General features: G+C 34.7%; 16 protein-coding genes. 11 read left to right on the top strand and 5 right to left on the bottom strand.

Features of this window, described 5'->3' with window-relative positions:
* The first annotated feature begins 84 nt into the window (after window positions 1–84).
* Window positions 85–2,115 (top strand): S41 family peptidase, encoded by a 2,031-nt coding sequence (locus GON26_RS10660; protein ID WP_160374800.1) that lies wholly within the window; start codon window positions 85–87, stop codon window positions 2,113–2,115.
* Between the two features lie 155 nt (window positions 2,116–2,270).
* On the top strand, window positions 2,271–2,987 hold the full coding sequence (locus GON26_RS10655) for a YebC/PmpR family DNA-binding transcriptional regulator (RefSeq protein ID WP_134146555.1): 717 nt from the start codon (window positions 2,271–2,273) through the stop codon (window positions 2,985–2,987).
* A 64-nt stretch (window positions 2,988–3,051) separates the two neighbouring features.
* On the opposite strand, the gene GON26_RS10650 is transcribed toward GON26_RS10655, so the two are convergent.
* Window positions 3,052–3,810, bottom strand: coding sequence for a hypothetical protein (locus GON26_RS10650; protein WP_160374799.1), 759 nt, complete (start codon window positions 3,808–3,810; stop codon window positions 3,052–3,054).
* A 252-nt stretch (window positions 3,811–4,062) separates the two neighbouring features.
* Between GON26_RS10650 and GON26_RS10645 the strand changes: the two genes are divergently transcribed.
* Window positions 4,063–4,260, top strand: coding sequence for a hypothetical protein (locus GON26_RS10645; protein WP_160374798.1), 198 nt, complete (start codon window positions 4,063–4,065; stop codon window positions 4,258–4,260).
* Between the two features lie 119 nt (window positions 4,261–4,379).
* Here the strand turns inward: GON26_RS10645 and GON26_RS10640 are convergent, their stop codons facing one another.
* The 3 genes from GON26_RS10640 to GON26_RS10630 all read right to left on the bottom strand — a co-directional run bounded on the left by GON26_RS10640 (window position 4,380) and on the right by GON26_RS10630 (window position 8,908).
* Window positions 4,380–5,306, bottom strand: coding sequence for a LamG domain-containing protein (locus tag GON26_RS10640; protein WP_160374797.1), 927 nt, complete (start codon window positions 5,304–5,306; stop codon window positions 4,380–4,382).
* Between the two features lie 354 nt (window positions 5,307–5,660).
* On the bottom strand, window positions 5,661–6,701 hold the full coding sequence (locus GON26_RS10635) for a PLP-dependent cysteine synthase family protein (protein ID WP_160374796.1): 1,041 nt from the start codon (window positions 6,699–6,701) through the stop codon (window positions 5,661–5,663).
* A gap of 71 nt (window positions 6,702–6,772) precedes the next feature.
* Entirely contained in the window at window positions 6,773–8,908 is a 2,136-nt protein-coding gene (locus tag GON26_RS10630; protein WP_160374795.1) for a S9 family peptidase, read from the bottom strand.
* Window positions 8,909–8,975: 67 nt separating this feature from the next.
* Between GON26_RS10630 and GON26_RS10625 the strand changes: the two genes are divergently transcribed.
* A complete protein-coding gene (locus tag GON26_RS10625) occupies window positions 8,976–9,296 on the top strand; it encodes a YbaB/EbfC family nucleoid-associated protein (RefSeq protein ID WP_160374794.1) in 321 nt (106 codons plus the stop codon).
* 166 nt (window positions 9,297–9,462) lie between these two features.
* Here GON26_RS10625 and GON26_RS10620 read toward each other — a convergent pair whose 3' ends face one another.
* On the bottom strand, window positions 9,463–10,482 hold the full coding sequence (locus GON26_RS10620; RefSeq protein ID WP_160374793.1) for a threonine aldolase family protein: 1,020 nt from the start codon (window positions 10,480–10,482) through the stop codon (window positions 9,463–9,465).
* 151 nt (window positions 10,483–10,633) lie between these two features.
* Here GON26_RS10620 and prfB point away from each other — a divergent pair.
* From prfB to GON26_RS10585, 7 genes are all read left to right on the top strand, one after another.
* Window positions 10,634–11,732, top strand: a protein-coding gene (gene prfB / locus GON26_RS10615; RefSeq protein ID WP_160374792.1) for a peptide chain release factor 2 whose coding sequence is annotated in 2 segments (ribosomal slippage) — window positions 10,634–10,696 and window positions 10,698–11,732 — 1,098 coding nt in all. Because the reading frame shifts where the segments join, the coding sequence is not laid out codon by codon here.
* Between the two features lie 127 nt (window positions 11,733–11,859).
* A complete protein-coding gene (msrB, locus tag GON26_RS10610; RefSeq protein ID WP_160374791.1) occupies window positions 11,860–12,306 on the top strand; it encodes a peptide-methionine (R)-S-oxide reductase MsrB in 447 nt (148 codons plus the stop codon).
* A gap of 268 nt (window positions 12,307–12,574) precedes the next feature.
* A complete protein-coding gene (gene lpxD / locus GON26_RS10605; protein WP_160374790.1) occupies window positions 12,575–13,573 on the top strand; it encodes a UDP-3-O-(3-hydroxymyristoyl)glucosamine N-acyltransferase in 999 nt (332 codons plus the stop codon).
* Between the two features lie 399 nt (window positions 13,574–13,972).
* Window positions 13,973–14,203, top strand: a complete 231-nt coding sequence (locus GON26_RS10600) for a hypothetical protein (protein ID WP_160374789.1) — start codon at window positions 13,973–13,975, stop codon at window positions 14,201–14,203.
* Between the two features lie 360 nt (window positions 14,204–14,563).
* Entirely contained in the window at window positions 14,564–16,192 is a 1,629-nt protein-coding gene (locus GON26_RS10595; RefSeq protein ID WP_160374788.1) for an acyl-CoA carboxylase subunit beta, read from the top strand.
* 121 nt (window positions 16,193–16,313) lie between these two features.
* Entirely contained in the window at window positions 16,314–16,736 is a 423-nt protein-coding gene (locus GON26_RS10590) for a DoxX family protein (RefSeq protein WP_160374787.1), read from the top strand.
* Between the two features lie 67 nt (window positions 16,737–16,803).
* Complete coding sequence (locus tag GON26_RS10585) at window positions 16,804–17,151, top strand: hypothetical protein (protein ID WP_160374786.1); 348 nt, start codon at window positions 16,804–16,806, stop codon at window positions 17,149–17,151.
* Window position 17,152 lies beyond the last annotated feature (1 nt).

Below are 17,152 nucleotides of genomic sequence, written 5' to 3'. Positions count from 1 at the left end.
TATTCCTCATCGATATTTTAGAGAAAGTGCGGGTTCATGTTAAAAAATAACCGTAATTTTAATGTAAACGATGACTTTCGATATATGAAAAAATTTTCTCTGGTATTTTTACTGACTACAAGTGTTCTATTTAGTCAAAATAGCGCTAAAACATGTGAAATACTAAACCAAATAAATACATTAATTCAAACCGAACACATCAAACCAAAACCTGTAGATGATAGTTTATCGATCTTTGTGTTTGATAACCTGATTAATGAATTAGATCCCGCCCGAAATATCTTTTTTAAGGATGAATACAAAGAATTATCTGAAAAATACCGCCTGAATCTGGATGATTTACTTCTGAAAAACGATTGCAGTTTTCTGGATGATATCGAAAGTAAATACAGAAATGGGCTTGTAAGAACTAAAACGGTGCTGCAGAAAATACAAGCCGGAACCTTTGATTATACTAAAAAAGACACCATTAGGTTTTATAAAAAAACATTTGACTTTTATGTAAATAAAGACAATCTGGAGAAAGTTTGGCTTAAAAAACTTCGCTATCAGATTATGGATGATATGGTAGAATCAAGTGATAATCTGGATTCTATAAAGACGAATTTTAAATCGATTGAAGCTGCTTCCAGAAAATTGATTTTATCGAATGAAATTTGTAGAATCAATACACTTCTGGAAACCAAAAGCACACAACAGGAAAAGCTCTATAACTTTTTCTGTACTTATTTTGATCCACACACCGCTTACTTTAGCGATGATTCTAAATCGAGTTTTGTAGCTTCCTTATCTAAAGAACATTTGTCGCTTGGAATGACGGTTAATCTGAATGAGAAAAACGAAATTATAGTGGACGAAATTGATCCTAATGGTCCGGCTTTTAAAACGGGACAGATAAAAAAGGGCGATCAGATTATTTCGATTTCCAATCAAAAAGAAACATTAGAGGTTTCCTGCTCTTCGCTGGAATCTATTTCGACCATGATTTTATCCGAATCAAATAAAAACATTACCCTGACGCTAAAGCGAAATTCAGGAAAAAGCTTTGATGTTTACATCGAAAAACAAGTCATGAAAGACGAGGATAATTCGGTTTTCAGTTTTATTATCGGGAAAGAAAATAAAATTGGCTATATCAAAATACCAAGTTTTTATGCTGATTTAGATGGTAATTCAAGAAAAGGCTGCGCCGATGACGTAGCCCGTGAAGTCATAAAACTGGAACGCGATAACATAAAAGGTCTCGTTATCGATTTAATCGACAATGGCGGCGGCTCGATGGAAGAAGCTATCAAACTGGCCGGAATGTTTGTGGATTATGGACCAATTTCGGTTGTAGTTGACAATAAAAAAAGTCAGTCAGTGATCAATGATCCTTATAGAGGCTTGATTTATAAAGGTCCAATTGTGGTTTTAATTAACAGCAATACGGCTTCGGCCAGTGAGTTTTTCTCTTCGATTGTACAAGATTATAACCGGGCCTTATTATTGGGCAGCAACACACTTGGTAAAGCCACTATGCAGACCATTGTTTCGCTTGACGATACTAAGAATACCGATTTCTTAAAAATTACGATTAATAAATTTTATCGGGTAACCGGCAAAAGCCATCAAAAAATTGGGGTAACTCCGGATGTGATTCTTCCAGAATTTTACGAAGACATTTATCAAAAAGAAAGCAATTTCCCTACAGCTATAAAAAATGACAGTATCCAAACCTTTCTTAAATTTAAACCTTACGTAAAAAGAAGCGTTATTGATAAAATTGCTCATAACAGCTCTGTAAGACTTTCGGATAATTATTATTTTAATGATATCAAAAGAATCAATAAGAAGATTGACGAAATGATAAATGTTCCAAAAGCCGAAATTCCGATGACATTAGATGCGGTTTTTGAGCAAAAGCAAATCAGAAACACGCTTTGGAAAGAGATTAACACTTTTAATGATGAAAATAATCCGCTGGATATCTACAACTCTACTGTAAATCAGTTTTTATTAGGCACTTATCCTTCAGAAAAAGTGATGAATGAATATCAGATCAATACTCTAAAAACCAATCCGTATCTGAACGAAGCAATAAATATTATCACAGAATTTAATGGCTCGAAGTAGCAAATTTTTGTTTCAGGTTTCAAGTTTCAGGCTGATGTTGGAACCTGAAACTTAAAACCTGAAACCTGAAACTATTTTACCAAAATATAATTGAATTTGATTTTGGAAAAATAAGGAATAACCGTATTTTTGCAACACAAAATAAAAAATCAGTAATGGGAAGAGCGTTCGAATTTAGAAAAGGAAGAAAAATGAAACGTTGGTCAGCAATGGCTAAAACATTTACCCGAATTGGTAAAGACATCGTTATGGCAGTTAAAGAAGGTGGTCCAAACCCAGATGCCAATTCCAGATTAAGAGCTGTAATACAAAACGCAAAAGCGGCCAACATGCCTAAGGACAATGTGGAGCGTGCGATAAAAAATGCAAGTAATAAAGATACTGCCAACTATAAAGAAATTTTGTTTGAAGGTTACGCCCCTCACGGAATTGCGATTTTGATTGAAACAGCATCTGATAACAATAACAGAACAGTTGCGAATATCCGCAGCTACTTTAACAAATGCAATGGTACCATGGGAACTCAGGGTTCTGTTGAGTTTATGTTTGACCATACTTGTAATTTCAGAATTGCAAAAGGAAATCTTGATCCTGAAGAATTAGAATTGGAACTGATTGATTTTGGAGCCGAAGAAGTTTTCGAAGATGAAGACGGGATCTTAATTTATGCGCCTTTTGGAAGTTTTGGAGCTTTGCAAAAAGAATTAGAGAACAGAGGCTTAGAGATTCTTTCTTCTGGTTTTGAACGTATTCCTCAAATCACTAAAGAACTAACAGAAGCTCAAATCGCTGATGTTGAGAAACTAATCGAAAAAATCGAAGAAGATGATGACGTGATGAACGTTTATCACACAATGCAGGAAGAAGCATAATAAGCTTCTTTTATAAATTATAAGCTCTGGAATTTCCAGAGCTTTTTTATTTACCGAAGTTCGATTATATTTCCTTTGTTACCTTTATTTCAGAATAATTAATCCCCAAACCGCCCATTACATAAATTTTTCTGAATTCTTCGGGATCAACCTCTATATTTTGCTGCAATACATTTTCTTTGACCGATTTTATATCAAATTCTAAAGTTTTTGAAAGAAAATAATCGCCACTACTAATCGTATATCCAATTGTTTTGTCTGTTTTTAAAATTTTGATTGAAGCTGTAAAATCCCCCGTTTTGGCATTTACTTTAATGATGCTTTCTGAACCATTTATTGAGAATACGATTTTAGGATACATCTTTTTATCCAAAGGTTTATTGGTTTTAGAATCTATTATTTTCCCCTTTACCACTATCGAAACTTGTTCTTCTGCTGTTTCATTATAAGCAACTTTACCTAAAATAAAATGCTCAGACTTTGTAGAATTTATTTCTGTTTGTACAGATGGCTTTTCCTGTCCCACAACATTTGAAGTCAGCAAAACTGAAGCTGCAACCGCGGCTGCATACTTAAAATTATTAATTTTAGAAGTTTCATTATAAACAAATTCCTGTTCTAATTGTGTCGTTTTAAGTCGGGCACAAACAGTTTTGTTTTTATTTTCTGATGCGAATCTGGCAATTTCGGAATTTGTTTTACTACTCAGGTCGATTACATTTTTGACACACGAATTACAAAATGATCCATTCGCATTCGGAATCATGTTATCAAAATTTTCAGTACAGGAATTTACTATTTCTAAGGTGAATTTCTTTTTCATAAAATACTTTTTTAAGTGAAAATCATTTAAAATGATTACTACTTATATAGAGTACTTTTTTTATAAAAAGGTTGGGAAGACATACAAAAAAATTTACTTTTCTAATTAGCATATAGATTTGGAGGCTTTCAAAAATATACAGAGAAGTCCTTTTTGTTTATACCCATTTTAAACAAGACATAAATGATGAAAAATTCGATTTAACTATTATATTTGCTAATCCCAAAATCAAAATTAATTTAAATAAAATTTATGAAAAACTCGAAATACACTAAAGTTGCCGTAATTGTTATGGTAATTCTATTTGTAGTTATCAGTGTTTTAGGTTGTGTTACCCATCACCACCACTCAAATAAACATTCACACAAAGTTCCTCCTGGAAAAGCAAAAAAAATGTCAGGCAGCAAAAGCGCAAGATCTCACGCTCCGGGTCATCAAAAAAAGCATTAAAAACCAAAAGCCTTCCGATATAAAATCAGAAGGCTTTTTTTATAATAATTCAAATATTAAAAAAGGTAATAACAAAAAAAATAAAACTAACTAACTATTATTTTCTATTAGACTCGTACTTAATTTGAAGTGACTTTTTGCGAAGATAAATTGGTAACCTTCAACAAATAGGTTCCTTCCGGCAAATCTCTTACATTCAGTTCTTGTTGCGATGAACTTCCTAAAACTCTTTGCCCCTGAGAGTAAACTTCAACTGATTTTAAACTCTTATTAACATCATTATTTGTAGTCAATGATTTAGCAATGTTTGCACTAGCAACATTGTTATTATTAATTGCTACTCCTGTTTCAGGAGTAGCAATTATCTGAGCCTGAGCTACCACCACCGCCGGCTTAGAAAAAATATATAAGTCTATAATTTGTTGCTCTGTCAAAGCTACGTCGTATATTTTTAGATCATCTATATCAGCATTAATTGCTGTAATATTCTGTATTTGTCCTACTTTAAAAACATTTCCTTTTGTGTTTCGAACAATACCTTCAGCTAATTTCAAAAGCTCTCCATTACGATATATTTTGGATATTTTTCCATCAAAAGTAATGCTGTAATTATACCAGATGTTTTGTAACAAAGAAGTTGATACAATAACATCATTGGAAGCGCCCCAACCTGCTAAACTTAAATCTGAGTTTACAGAATCTGTTGCTTGCTGCAAGAGACCACAATATTCTGCATTACGTGTAGTTCCATAACCCCAGATATAATTGGGATTTGAAATATCATTAAACTTTATCCAAATCGAAACTGTTCTTGCTTTATTTCCCTGTGGAAGATTGTTCAGCACTACTTCAATATACTTGTTTTCAAGACGCTGTGCTCCTGCTAATTTTCCGTTTCTGTCTGTTACAAAATTAGCCGCTCCAATAAATGAAGCTGTATTAGAATTATTATTTAGTGTTCCGTCAAAATTAAACTCCTCACTAGGTTTTTGAGCCTGAAGATTCAAATAACTTACAAACAGCAAAGTGAGTAGCATTTTATTCATAATAGTACATTGAAGCTATTAAAAATGATAGTGTAATTTTAACACTGCTAAACTATGCGATAAATTTTTCCACAAGAAACTTTTCCGATAACTAACCTAAATAATCGTTAAAACAACAAAAAAACAGTACTTATCGCTTTGATTTGCATCTGTTTACAAGTTAAACAAATCTTAAAAAAGTAAATTTAATTCAAAAATAATATAAAAATCCTACGTATTAATACGTTATTCTTACTGAATAAATAAATTATATCTTTTTTATAATTTGCTTTTGCTCTTCTTTTATTTTAAAATCAAAAAAAAACTCCATTTGCGATAACAAATGGAGCTTCTATATATTAATGTTTTATTGTTTTATTTTACAAATTCTATTTTTTGAACTTCTTCTTCGTTCACACTATCAAAGAAACCTTGTTCATTCATCCAGTCATCACTGAATACTTTGCTCATATAACGTGAGCCATGATCTGGAAAAATAGCAATAATATTACTGTCTTTAGTAAACTCACCTTCTTCAGCATATTGTTTGATAGCCTGCATAACGGCTCCAGAAGTATAACCTACAAATAATCCTTCTTTACGCGTGATTTCGCGAGCTGAATGAGCACTTTCTTCATCTGTAACTTTTATGAACTTGTCGATAATATCAAAATCGGTTGCTGACGGAATTAGGTTTTTACCTAAACCTTCAATTCTATATGGGTAAATTTCTTTACTGTCAAATTCTTTCGTTTCATGGTATTTTTTTAATACCGAACCAAAAGCATCTACTCCCAGAATTCTAATATTTGGATTTTGCTCTTTTAAGAATTTAGCCGTCCCGGAGATAGTTCCTCCTGTTCCGCTACAAGCAACAAGGTGTGTAATTTGTCCTTTGGTTTGTTCCCAGATTTCAGGACCTGTAGTATTATAATGGGCATCAATATTCAATTGGTTAAAATATTGATTGATATAAACCGAACCTTTTGTTTCTTCGTGTAAACGTTTTGCTACATTATAGTAAGACCTTTCGTCGTCTGCAGAAACATGCGCAGGGCAAACATAAACTTTTGCTCCCAAACTGCGCAACATATCAATTTTGTCTTTTGAGGATTTTGAACTTACTGCCAAAATGCAGTTGTAGCCTTTTATAATGCTCACCATCGCCAAACTAAAACCTGTGTTACCAGATGTTGTTTCGATTATGGTATCGCCTGGAGATAAAATCCCTCTTTTTTCGGCTTCTTCGATGATATATAATGCTATTCTATCTTTTGACGAGTGTCCTGGATTAAAAGCTTCTACCTTTGCGTAGAAATTTCCTTCTAACTCTTCGGTGATTTTATTTAGCTTAATAAGTGGTGTGTTACCTATTAACTCTAAAACATTATTATAAGCATTTATTTCTTCTTTCATAAAAAAATAGTTAATCAAAGGTATTTTTAAATTAACCTCGATAGGTTGCAAATTTAACAAAAAAAATCTAATTAGCTTTTAATTTTTTCTAAATCTAATAAAAAACTAAATTCTTTTGCTAAGTCTTTTAAAGCCTCAAAACGTCCTGAAGCCCCGCCATGTCCGGCATCCATGTTAGTGTCTAAAAATAATAAATTATTATTAGTTTTTAAATTTCTTAATTTGGCTACCCATTTGGCAGGTTCCCAATATTGAACCTGAGAATCATGTAAACCTGTTGAAACGTACATGTTAGGGTAATTTTGGGCTTTTATATTATCATAAGGCGAATAGGATAACATATAATCATAATATTTTTTATTATTTGGGTTTCCCCATTCATCATATTCTCCTGTTGTTAAGGGAATACTATCGTCTAACATTGTCGTGATAACATCTACAAAAGGCACCTGTGCAATAACACCGTTGTATAATTCAGGAGCTTCATTTATGATAACTCCCATCAATAATCCTCCTGCAGAACCGCCTTCAGCATATAAATGTTCTGCCGAGGTGTAGTTCTCATTAATTACAAATTTAGAGCAATCAATGAAATCTGTAAAGGTATTTTTCTTTTTTAACAGTTTTCCGTCTTCGTACCATTGTCTTCCCAAGTCTTCACCTCCTCTGATATGGGCGATTGCATAGACAAAACCTCTATCTAATAAAGAAAGTCTTGTTGACGAAAAATAGGCATCCATCGTTACTCCATAAGAACCATAAGCGTAAAGCAACAACGGGTTTTTACCATTTTTATTTAATCCTTTTTTGTAAATCATCGAAATTGGCACCTTTGCACCATATCTGGCAGTAGCCCAAACGCGTTCTTCGATATAATTTTCTTTGTCAAATTTGCCTCCTAAAACCTGTTGTTCTTTTAAGATTTCTTTGGTTTTGGTTTTCATATTAAAATCGATTATAGACGAAGGAGTCGCCAAAGACTGGTAACTGTATCGCAAAACATCTGTATCAAAATCAATATTGGTTGTAGTGTATGCACTATAGGTTTCACTTCCAAAAGGCAAATAATAATCTGGTTCTTCGTTCCAAGGCATGATTCGGATGTGATTCAGACCGTTCGAACGCTCTTCCACAACCAGATAGTTTCTGAAAATTTCGATATCTTCAAGCAAGACATCTTCACGATGCGGAATAACATCTGTCCAGTTTTTTTTACCTGTTTTGTTTTCAGGCGTTTTCATCAATTTAAAATTGGTAGCCTTATCTTTATTTGTTAAGATGTAAAATGAATCTTCGTAATGTGAAATACTATACTCTAAACCACGCACACGAGGCTGAAAAACAACAAATTCACCATCTGGAGTATCTGAGTTCAGGATTCTATATTCAGTCGTTAGCGTGCTTCCTGAACCTATAACAATATATTTTCTTGATTTTTCTTTGCTTATCGATACATTAAAAGTATCATCGGTTTCATTAAATACTAAAACATCAGTTGCAGAATCGGTATTTAATTTATGTCTGAAAATCTTATCAGCACGTAAGGTTACCTGATCCTGTTTGGTATAAAAAACAGTTTTATTGTCGTTCGCCCAAACGGAGCCTCCTGTGGCATTTTCGATTTTATCGGCTAAAATTTCGCCTGTTTCAAGGTTTTTGAATTGAATGGTATAAATTCTTCTTCCTACCAAATCAAGTCCAAAACTGGCAAATTTGTTATCCGGACTTATGCTCAGACCTCCTAATTTGAAGTAAGCGTGTCCTTTGGCCATTTCATTACAATTGAATAAAATTTCCTCATCTGCTGAAAGACTTTCTTTTTTTCGGGAAAAAATGGGATAATCCTGGCCGGTTTCAAATCGTGTGATGTACCAATAACCATTATAAAAATAAGGAACCGATGAATCATCTTCTTTGATTCTGGCTTTCATTTCTTCATACAAATTATCCTGAAGTTCTTTTGTATGCGAAGTCATGCTTTTGTAATATTCATTTTCCTGATTGAGATACTCAATAACCTCAGGATTTTCTCTGTCATTTAACCAAAAATAGTTGTCAACTCTGGTTTCTTTGTGTTTTTTAAGGTTTTTAGGTATTATTTTGGCTTTTGGAGCAGTTATATTGTTTTGCATTGATTGAGCATTTGTTTTTATATAAGAAGTAGCAAAAATAACACAAAGAGAATAGAAGAGGATTAAATTTTTCATAAAATATTATCTTGTTATCAATATACAATGTGCTAATTTTGCATAAAATAATTTAAAATAAACGAAAATGGATTTAATGGGAATGATGGGTAAACTTAAAGAAACCCAACAAAAAATTGAAGATACAAAAAAGCGCTTAGATACAGTATTAATTGACGAACAAAGTGCAGATGGTTTGCTAAAAGTTACGTTGACAGCCAACAGAAAAGTAAAATCTATTTCTATTGATGATTCTTTACTGGAAGACAAAGAACAACTTGAGGATTATTTGATTGTAACCCTAAACAAAGCCATCGAAAAAGCTACAAGCGTAAACGAAGCCGAACTTGACGCTGTTGCCAAAATGGATATGCCAATGATTCCAGGAATGGATAATCTTTTTAAATAATCTCTGTTATGGGTTATGAGTTTTGAGTTATGGGTTTTACTTTCTGTAACCATAATTTTTAATCTTTAACTTCTGAAATTCACATAAATTAATACTTTTTAAAGAAAATGGGTTATAAGTTTTTTTTTAAACTCATAACCCATAACTCAAAACTCATAACTTTTTCTTAGAACTTCGAAAGCGTCTCCAAAACATACGTATGCATGACTTCTCTATAATCAAGATGGGTTACAATTCTTAGTTTTCCGTGTCCCATTGAGCTGATTGAAATGTTCTTCTGCTTCAGTTTTTCCATCAAAAGCTGGTCGCTATACCCTTCGGCTAACGAAAAAATCAAAATATTAGTTTCAACAGGCTCTATTGAAGCTACCCATGGTTTTGTACTTAATACAGCTGCAATTTCTTTGGCTCTGCGGTGATCTTCGGCTAATCTTTCGATATTATTTGCCAGAGCGTATAATCCGGCAGCTGCCAAATAACCTACCTGACGCATTCCTCCTCCTAATATTTTCCTGATTCTCAACGCTCTGTGAATATCTGCTTTGCTCCCGAGTAATACAGAACCAATTGGCGCGCCTAATCCTTTGGATAAACAAACTGAAATCGTGTCGAAAATAGCGCCAAACTCTTTAGGGTTTTGTCTTTTGGTAACCAATGCGTTCCAAATTCGGGCACCATCCATGTGGAATTTCAGATTATTGGCATCGCAAACTTTCTTTATTTCTTTTAAATCTTCTAATTCATAACAAGCGCCACCGCCTTTATTGGTCGTATTTTCGACACAAACCAAACTCGTTAATGGACTGTGATAAAACTCAGGATCATTAATGGCAGCTGCTACCTGAGCTGCATTGATCATTCCGCGATTTCCATCCAGCAAACAGCAGGAAACACCGCTGTTAAAAGAAACTCCTCCACCTTCATAATGATATACATGAGCATATTTATCCGCAATGAGTTGTTCTCCCGGTTGTGTATGCAGTTTAATTGCTGCCTGATTTGCCATAGTTCCAGACGGAAAAAAAAGCCCAGCCTCCATTCCAAAAAACTCCGCCACCCTGGTTTCTAATTCTATTACAGTAGGATCTTGTTTATAGACGTCGTCACCCACCTGAGCGTTAAACATATACTGCAACATTTCGTAGGTAGGTTTAGTGATGGTATCGCTAATTAAATTTATTTCCATATTCTAAAAACTATATCTTATTTTTGTACAACAAAATTACGTATTACCAGATGTAATTCGGGAGCAAGTTTAGTAAATTTTAACTTGTGAATTACAGGAAAAACAAAATAACGTAATATTTGCCAGAAACATATAAAACTACTATTAATTTATGACAACAGCCGAACAGATAAAAGGTATTGTGGAGCGCCTTGGTGCGTTGAGGAGGTATCTTTGACGTCGATGCCAAACTAATCGAAATTGCTAACGAAGAAGAAAAAACCTTTGCGCCAGATTTCTGGAACAACGCAAAAGAAGCAGAAATCATTGTAAAAAACCTTCGGAACAAGAAAAAATGGATTGAAGATTACGACAAAGCCATCGAACTTACGGACGAATTGCAACTGGCTTATGATTTTTACAAAGAGGGAGAGCTTACAGCCGAAGAATTAGACGAGCATTACAACACAACGCAGACACATATTGAGAACATCGAATTCAAAAATATGCTTTCTGATGAAGGTGACAGTTTAAGTGCCGTTGTACAAATCACAGCAGGTGCAGGCGGAACAGAAAGCTGCGACTGGGCAGGAATGCTAATGCGTATGTACATGATGTGGGGCGAAAGTTACGGCTATAAAATAAAAGAACTGAACTTTCAGGAAGGTGAGGTTGCGGGGATCAAAACCGTTACTTTAGAGTTTGAAGGCGACTATTCTTTTGGTTATCTAAAAGGCGAAAACGGTGTACATCGTCTGGTAAGGATTTCACCTTTTGACAGTAATGCCAAACGCCATACTTCGTTTGTATCTGTTTATGTGTATCCTTTGGTTGATGATAGTATCGAAATTGACATTAATCCTGCCGATATTGAAATTACTACTTCGCGCTCAAGCGGTGCCGGAGGGCAAAACGTAAATAAGGTTGAAACCAAAGTACAATTGGTACACAAACCTACCGGAATCCAGATACAGTGCTCTGAAACGCGTTCGCAGCAGGACAACAGACAGCGTGCCATGCAAATGTTACGTTCGCAGTTGTACGAAATCGAACTAAAAAAACAACAGGCACAACGTGCGGATATCGAAGCCGGAAAGATGAAAATCGAATGGGGTTCGCAAATTCGTAATTACGTAATGCAGCCTTATAAATTAGTAAAAGACGTTCGAACCGGACACGAAACCAGTGATGTCGATGGCGTTATGAATGGTAATATCGATGGTTTCCTAAAGGCTTTCCTGATGATGATGGGACAAAAAGAAGAGGAATAACATTTTTAAAAACATTTAAAATTTCTCTTTAAACCATTAAGATATTAAGAAAAATTAAGGCTTTGCTTCTTAATGAAACTTACTATCTTAATGGTAAATTAAATAATTTTCATTTAAAACTACTATTATGATTAAATGGGCGAACGTAATTCATTTTACCAATAAAGGAAATCCGGTTCCAGACAAAAGAGTCGAAAAATCAGAAAACGAGTGGAAAGAAATTTTAACTCCTGAAGAATTTCAGGTAACACGCTTAAAAGGAACCGAAAGATCCTTTAGTTCTGAGCTGTGCAGTTTGTTCGAACCGGGACTATACGAGTGTAAATGCTGTGGTACTTTGCTTTTTGATGCAAGCGAAAAGTTTGAATCAGGAACAGGCTGGCCTTCTTTTACACAACCATTGAAGGAAAACGCTATTGCCTACTATGCCGACAAATCGTACGGAATGATTCGTGTAGAAGTTGTCTGCAACACCTGCGATGCCCATTTAGGACATGTTTTTCCTGATGGTCCAGAACCTTCTGGTTTGCGTTATTGCATCAATGCGATATCGCTTTCTAAGATAAAGGAATAAAACGTAATCTATTAAAAATTACATTTTTAACATATAAAAGTGATTGCCATTCATTAAAATGGTAATCACTTTTTTTATGCAAATCAAAGATTTACTTTTAACAAAAATCATAAATACCACAAGAAATTAGTATAATTAATGTTAAAATTGTAATATTTAAACTATTATTCTAAACACTCCTTAAAAAACTAAAAAATAATATTAGGTAATTCAAAACTAATTGATTTTATTTGGCAAAAAATATACCTAAAATTAATTTTAAAATTTAATGAAATCCTATTCAATTCAAGAAATTAACGAAGTAATAAAAGGCGAGATTTTCGGTTCTACTTCGTACCAAATTACAGCTACAGAACAACTGGATAAAGCGACAACTTCTGAAATTTCTTTTATCGGAAATAAAAAATACGAGAAATTCTGGTCAGCCTCAAAAGCCTCAGTTGCAGTTGTTAATGAGGATATTTCTATAGAACCAGGAGAAAATCGTGCCTTTATTAAAGTTAAAAATGCCGATTTGGCCATGTCTCAAATTTTAACACTTTTTGCTCCACCTACACCTGTTTTTCATTCCAGCATTCATAAAACTGCCACTATCGACGAAACTGCCATTATTGGCGAAGGTGCCCGCATTGGTGCAGGTTGTTATGTTGGACCAAACGTAACCATTGGTGCAAACACCACGATCTACCCGAATGTAACTATTCTGGACGAATCTACTATTGGAAAAAACACGGTTATCTGGTCCGGAACTGTTATTCGTGAGCGTTGTCATATTGGGAATGATTGTATCATTCACCCCAATGCAACTATTGGTGCTGATGGTTTTGGATTTCGTCCTTGCAAAGAAAAAGGATTGGTAAAAATTCCGCAAATTGGAAATGTAATCATCGGAAATGGTGTTGAAATTGGTGCCAACACTTGTGTAGATCGCGGAAAATTCAGTTCTACTGTTTTAGGTGATGGCTGTAAAATTGATAATCTGGTTCAGATAGGTCATAACAGTAAACTTGGAAAATTTTGTATCATGGCAGGAAATAGCGGTTTAGCAGGTTCTGTCACGTTAGGAAATGGTGTTATCATTGGCGGAAGCGCTTCAATAAAAGATCATACAACTATTGGTGATGGCGCCATTGTAGGTGCTGGTTCTGGTGTAACCGGAGATGTTGGAGCCGGAAAAACCATGTTAGGATATCCAGCTGTTGAAGCTCGTGATGCTTTGAAACAATGGGCTATACTAAAAAGAATGGTTTGCGATTCTAAAAAATAAATTTATCATTATCTATAAAATATAAAAACAGAAGTTCGCTTCTGTTTTTTTTTGCTTACAATCCAAATACCAATTGTATCATTTAAAAAAACGCGGTTACTTTCTCTAAAACTCATTTTGAGTTTACATAAAATCTTGTCCAACCTCTGTAACGTTCCAATATTCTTGCATTGCCCCAAATTTGACGTCAGCCACGTCAAATTTGGCGTCCGCCACGTCAAATTTGACATCAGGAACGTCAAATTTGACATCAAGGACGTCAAGTTTGACATCGAGGACGTCAAGTTTGACATCAGAGACGTCAAATTTGACGTCAAGTACGTCAAATTTGGCGTCCAGACGAGTTTTTCAGTTACTACGCTCATTCACAAGTTTACAAAGGCTGTTCACAAACTTCCGATGCTTAGTAACAACTTTGCCATGCTCGTTAACGAACTTAACGTGCTTATCAACAAACTTACGACGCTCGCCAACAACTTTACGACTCTAGTCAACGAAGTTACGACGCTTACTAACGAAGTTACGAAGGTAACCAACAAACTTACGGCGCTCGCCAACGACTTTACCACGCTTACTAACGAACTTACGAAGCTCGTTAACGAATTTACAAGCTTTTTTAACTTAACATAAGTTTATCTGCATATTGCCAAATTGTAGTAAACTAAATTGCCTCCTGCTTTAGCTGGAGGAACTAAATTGTAATAGTAAAAAAGGCTTTAGCCAAAATTGTAGTTCTTTTTGGCTAAAGCCAACTACTAATCCATTAAAAAACCTCCAGCTAAAGCTGGAGGCAATTCATGATTTTGAAACACAACACAAACTTTTATGGAAACGCAAAAAAAAGTACAAGTATCTCTTCCTTCAAAAAACATTCAAAACCAAAATACAAACCCCTGTTTTTATTTCATAGCGAAGAAAATATTTTATTATGTGGGTTTCAATTGATTTTGTAAATTAGCGAACACTATTTTGTAAAAACATCAATATCTTATGGATTTAAACTTCAATAAAAACGAAGATCACAATAAATTACTACTTTCTGAATTAAAACAAAAATTTGCCAAAGTAAAACTGGGCGGTGGTGAAAAACGTATTCAAAAATTACATGCCGAAGGCAAAATGACTGCTCGTGAACGTATTGATTATTTATTGGATGAAAATGCAAAAAGTATAGAAATTGGAGGTTTTGTTGGAGAAGGAATGTACGCCGAACATGGTGGCTGCCCATCAGGCGGAGTCGTGATCAAAATAGGCTATATAAAAGGTAAACAATGTATTGTTGTTGCCAATGATGCGACTGTAAAAGCGGGAGCCTGGTTCCCTATTACAGGAAAAAAGAATTTAAGAGCACAGGAAATTGCCATCGAAAACAGATTACCCATTATTTATTTGGTAGATAGCGCGGGTGTTTATTTGCCTTTGCAAGACGAAATTTTCCCTGACAAAGAACATTTTGGACGTATCTTCAGAAATAATGCCCAAATGAGCAGTATGGGAATTACTCAAATTGCAGCCGTAATGGGCAGTTGTGTGGCAGGTGGAGCTTATTTGCCCATCATGAGCGATGAAGCTTTGATTGTTGATAAAACAGGAAGTATTTTCCTTGCCGGAAGTTATTTGGTTAAAGCCGCTATAGGCGAAAGCATTGATAATGAAACCTTAGGAGGAGCTACAACGCATTGCGAAATCTCTGGAGTTACCGATTATAAAGCCAAAGACGATGCGGATGCGCTTGACAAAATAAAAAATATTGTTGACAAAATAGGCGATTTTGATAAAGCTGGCTATAGCCGAATCAAAGCTGAAAAACCTAAATTAGAACCGGCAGCTATCTACGGAATACTGCCAAAAGCGAGAAACGAACAATACGATATGATGGAAATCATCAATCGCTTGGTTGATAATTCGGAGTTTGAAGCTTATAAAGATGGTTACGGACAAACCATTATAACGGGTTACGCCCGAATTGACGGTTGGGCTGTTGGAATTGTAGCCAATCAACGAAAAGTAGTCAAAACCAAAAAAGGCGAAATGCAGTTTGGTGGTGTGATTTACTCTGATTCTGCTGATAAAGCCACTCGTTTTATTGCGAATTGTAACCAGAAAAAAATCCCTTTAGTGTTTTTACAGGACGTAACTGGTTTCATGGTTGGTTCAAAATCTGAGCATGGCGGAATCATTAAAGATGGTGCCAAAATGGTAAATGCCGTAAGTAATTCGGTTGTGCCAAAATTTACTGTAATCGTAGGTAACTCCTATGGTGCCGGAAATTACGCCATGTGTGGAAAAGCTTTTGACCCAAGATTGATTTTTGCGTGGCCAAGTGCAGAACTTGCCGTTATGGGCGGCACTCAGGCTGCAAAAGTTTTGGCACAAATTGAAGCTTCTTCGCTTAAAGCAAAAGGAGAAATCGTTGACGAAGCTACCGAAGCTGAATTATTTTCTAAAATAAAAGCCCGTTATGACGAGCAGACTTCACCTTATTATGCTGCTTCAAGATTGTGGACAGATGCTATTATTGACCCTCTGGACACCAGAACCTGGATTTCTATGGGGATTGAAGCTGCGAACCACGCTCCTATCACAAAACCATTTAATTTAGGTGTAATTCAGGTTTAGCATTTAATAAATTCTTAAAATACGTTAAATAAAAAGTAAAAAACTTATTTTCAGACACTTAAAAATACATATTCCATTAAAAATTAGTAACTTAGTATCTAACTTTTAATCACGTAGTGCCATGGAAAATGTAAAAAGCTTGAATAAATGGGCAAATTCGCACACTTATTTACCTGTTGATTTAGTACGTATTGTATTGGGTGTTTTTTTGTTTATGAAAGGTATTTCTTTTGTAACCAATATTCAGTACCTACATGATTTAATTTCTCCAATAGACCAATTTGGCGGCGGAATGTTTCTTTTGCATTATATCGCTCCAGCCCACATGATTGGAGGAATCATGATTGTTTTCGGATTATTAACACGTTGGGCAATTGCGGCTCAGTTACCCATTCTTTTTGGTGCTGTTCTCGTTAATTTTATGGGACAAATGCATTCCGAAAGTTTAATTTTAGCCGTAGTAGTGCTTTTATTATGTGTGTTTTTCTTATTTTACGGAAGCGGAAAACATTCTGCTGATTACTACTTCAAAATGCAGCAATAGTTTTATTTTAAGACATATTTAGCATCATAAGTTTAGATAATTCTGTTTTATGAATTAAATTCGCCGTATGAACTGGATTCGTAAAACCCTTTTTTTGGTCACCTTATTAATTGTAACCTTGTTTGCTTTTCAGGCAGATCAGGTAACTATTGAAAAAAATGACGAGCAAAAAACAGAGAATTCCTTTTCAACAGATCAAAACGATGCTCTGGCTTTTATACAGCCCGAAGCTACTTATCATTTCGCAGCTACACAAAAAACGACTCATTTTGCAATCGTAAAATGGTTTGATTCGTTATTAACTGAACTCCCTCATTTTCAAGCAGTAAAATCTGCTAATAACTTTGTCAATCAATGCTTTAATCAGAGTAAAAAAGTATCTATACTACTCTACCCTTTTCATTTTTTCTGGTAAT

The sequence above is a fragment of the Flavobacterium hydrocarbonoxydans genome, from assembly GCF_009789235.1.
GTDB lineage: Bacteria > Bacteroidota > Bacteroidia > Flavobacteriales > Flavobacteriaceae > Flavobacterium > Flavobacterium hydrocarbonoxydans.
This window is presented reverse-complemented; position numbering and strand designations above follow the sequence as displayed.